This window comes from Devosia sp. (assembly GCF_036676215.1).
GTDB lineage: Bacteria > Pseudomonadota > Alphaproteobacteria > Rhizobiales > Devosiaceae > Devosia.
The window spans coordinates 1-3,033 of record NZ_JAKFDJ010000142.1; the positions used below are offsets into that span (position 1 = coordinate 1).

The 3,033-nt window shown below is 63.7% G+C and carries 3 protein-coding genes; all 3 read right to left on the reverse strand.

Annotated elements, in window-relative coordinates; genetic code table 11:
- Positions 1 to 2,083, reverse strand: a 2,083-nt coding sequence (gene katG, locus V6M52_RS12415; protein ID WP_332701252.1) for a catalase/peroxidase HPI, incomplete at its 3' end; no start/stop codon positions are given.
- Between the two features lie 177 nt (positions 2,084 to 2,260).
- Positions 2,261 to 2,584 carry a Na+/H+ antiporter NhaC family protein gene (locus V6M52_RS12420; protein WP_332701253.1) on the reverse strand — a complete coding sequence of 108 codons (324 nt, stop codon included), beginning with the start codon at positions 2,582 to 2,584 and terminating at the stop codon, positions 2,261 to 2,263.
- Between the two features lie 124 nt (positions 2,585 to 2,708).
- A complete protein-coding gene (rplQ, locus tag V6M52_RS12425) occupies positions 2,709 to 3,026 on the reverse strand; it encodes a 50S ribosomal protein L17 (RefSeq protein WP_442881858.1) in 318 nt (105 codons plus the stop codon).
- Between the last annotated feature and the right edge of the window lie 7 nt (positions 3,027 to 3,033).

The window sequence follows — 3,033 nt, forward strand, 5'->3', positions numbered from 1 at the left end:
TCTCCTTGGCGTCGGCGCTGGCGTAGACCTCGGCCAGGGCACGCAGCACCGAGTTGGAGCCGAAGATCAGGTCGTTGCGGGTGCCGCTGTACTTCACCTGGCCACTCTTGTGCTCCTTGCCCTCGAACAGCTCCGCCTCGGCATCCGCCGCGCTCCACTCGATGCCCATGTCCAGCAGATTGACGAAGAAGTCATTGCTGAGCACGCCGACCTGGTCAGTGAACACCCCATGCTGGCTGCCATCGTGGTTGGCGCCCAACACCCGCAGGCCGCCAACCAGCGCGGTCAGCTCAGGCGCGCTCAGAGTCAGCAGCTGCGCCTTGTCCACCAGCATGGCCTCGGTCGGCACACCGAGCTTGCCCTTGCGGTAGTTGCGGAAACCGTCGGCGAAGGGCTCGAGCAAGTCGAAGGATTCGACGTCGGTCTGGTCCTGGCGGGCGTCGACCCGTCCCGGGGCGAAGGGCACATCCACGCTCACGCCGGCCGCCTTGGCGGCCTGCTCCACCCCGACATTACCGGCCAGCACAATGACATCGGCCAGCGAGGCCTTGCCGGACGCCTTCTGGATCTCCACCAGCTTGGCCAGGGCTTTGATCGCGCGCTGGTTGACCTCCCAATCCTTCTGCGGGGCCAGGGCCAGGCGCGCACCGTTGGCGCCGCCGCGCTTGTCACCGCCGCGGAAGGTCGAGGCCGAGGCCCAGGCCACCGAGACCAGATCGCCCACCGACAGCCCGCAGGCGGCGATCTTCGTCTTGAGGTCGGCGATATCGGCGGCGCTGGGGCTATGCGTAGCGGCCGGCAGCGGGTCCTGCCAGATCAGATCCTCCTTCGGTACTTCCGGGCCGAGGTAGCGGGCCTTGGGCCCCATGTCGCGGTGGATCAGCTTGTACCAGGCGCGGGCGAAGGCGTCGGCGAAGGCCTGTGGATCATCCAGGAAGCGCTTGGAGATCTTGCCGAACTCCGGATCGAAGCGCAGGGTCAGGTCGGTGGTGAGCATGGTGGGCTTGTGGAACTTGCCCGGCACATGGGCGTCCGGAATGATCTCCGGGGCATCCTTGGCGACCCACTGCTTGGCGCCGGCCGGCGACTGGGTCAGCTCCCACTCATACTTGAACAGGTTCTCGAAGAAGTTGTTGCTCCACTGTTTCGGGGTCTGGGTCCAGGTGACTTCGATGCCACTGGAGATACTGTCCTTGCCGTGACCGCTGCCGAAGTCGCTGAGCCAGCCAAGGCCCTGCGCCTCCAGCGGCGCAGCCTCGGGCTCAGGGCCCTTGTGCGACTCGGGGGCGGCACCGTGGGCCTTGCCGAAGGAGTGGCCGCCGGCGATCAGGGCGACGGTCTCCTCGTCGTCCATGGCCATGCGACCGAAGGTGGAGCGGATGTCCTTGGCCGCGAGCATATAGTCGCCGCTGGCGTTCGGCCCCTCCGGGTTCACGTAGATCAGCCCCATGTGGGTGGCGCCGAACGGCGCGCTCAGTTCGCGGTCGTCCTTGACCCGCTCCGGATCGACGCCGAGCCAAGCCATCTCCGCGCCCCAGTTCACATCCAGGTCCGGCTCCCAAACGTCTTCACGACCGGCGCCAAAGCCGAAGGTACGAAAGCCCATGGACTCGAGGGCCACGTTGCCGGCGAGGATGATCAGATCGGCCCAGGAAATCTTCTGGCCGTACTTCTGCTTGATCGGCCACAGCAGGCGGCGGCTCTTGTCGATATTGACGTTGTCCGGCCAGGAGTTCAGCGGTGCGAAACGCTGCTGCCCGCGGCCGCCGCCGCCGCGACCGTCGGTGGTGCGGTAGGTGCCGGCAGCATGCCAGGCCATACGGATCATCTGCGGACCGTAGTGACCGAAGTCGGCCGGCCACCAGTCCTGGCTGTCGGTCATCAGCTTAACCAGGTCCGCCTTGAGCGCCTTGTAGTCGAGCTTCTTGAATTCGTCGGCGTAGTTGAACTTCTCGCCCAGCGGGTTGGACTTTTCAGAGTGCTGATTCAGCAGATCCACACGCAACTGGTTCGGCCACCAATCCCTGTTGGTAGTACCGCCGCCAGCGACATGATGGAACGGGCATTTACCTTGGTTCGACATTGCTCTCTCCTCTCTCCTCAGCGGGTCGGTCCCATCGACTGCGGCCGACGATAGAACAAGACTAGACCCGCTTCGATAGACCAACCAATTTATGAAGCGTAACGGCCCGATAGTTTTTATCTTTCATCGTCCCCACAAAAAACGGCCCGCCAGAACCCGTTTTTCCGCTCGCCAGACTCAGGCAACGAACTGGAAGCCGACGAAGGCCAGGCCTGCGGCAATCAAGGTGTAGGGCAGCTGGGTCAGCGCATGGCTGACCAGGTTGCAACCCGCGCCCTGGACGGCGAGGACGGTCGAGTCGCTGTAGAAGCAGGCCTGGCTGCTGAAGGCCGACGCCGAAAGCACGGCGCCGATCACCAGCGGGATATTGGCATACGGGGAATTGGCCAGCGGCATCACGATGGGAATGGTCACCACGTAGATGCGCCAGGCAGAGCCGGTAGCGAACGCCAGCGCGGCCATGGCCACGAACACCAAGGCGGGAAGCAGTCCGGCGCTCATGTGGCGCAGGGAACCTTACCCTAGCCTCGCCACGAACATGATATCGAACGCCGCGTGCGGAATATTAGCCATAGCACAGATAAAAAAACCGGGCCTAGGCCCGGTTCTTTCTACAACCTGCAACTTACTCGGCAGCTTCTACTGCGCCGCCGACCGGACGGTCGACCAGCTCAACATAAGCCATCGGAGCGTTGTCGCCCGCGCGGAAACCGCACTTGAGGATACGCAGGTAACCGCCCTGACGGGTGGCGTAGCGCTTGCCCAGGTCGTTGAACAGCTTGCCGACGATGGCTTTCGAACGAGTACGGTCGAAGGCCAGACGACGGTTGGCAACGCTGTCTTCTTTAGCCAGAGTAATCAGCGGCTCGGCAACGCGACGCAGCTCTTTGGCTTTCGGCAGAGTAGTTTTGATCAGCTCGTGCTCGAACAGCGATACCGCCATGTTCTGG

Bases quoted from the DNA above. Each gene is read 5' to 3' on its own strand.
- V6M52_RS12420 (WP_332701253.1), bottom strand. From the start codon at position 2,584: ATGAGCGCCGGACTGCTTCCCGCCTTGGTGTTCGTGGCCATGGCCGCG.
- rplQ (WP_442881858.1), bottom strand. From the start codon at position 3,026: ATGGCGGTATCGCTGTTCGAGCACGAGCTGATCAAAACTACTCTGCCG.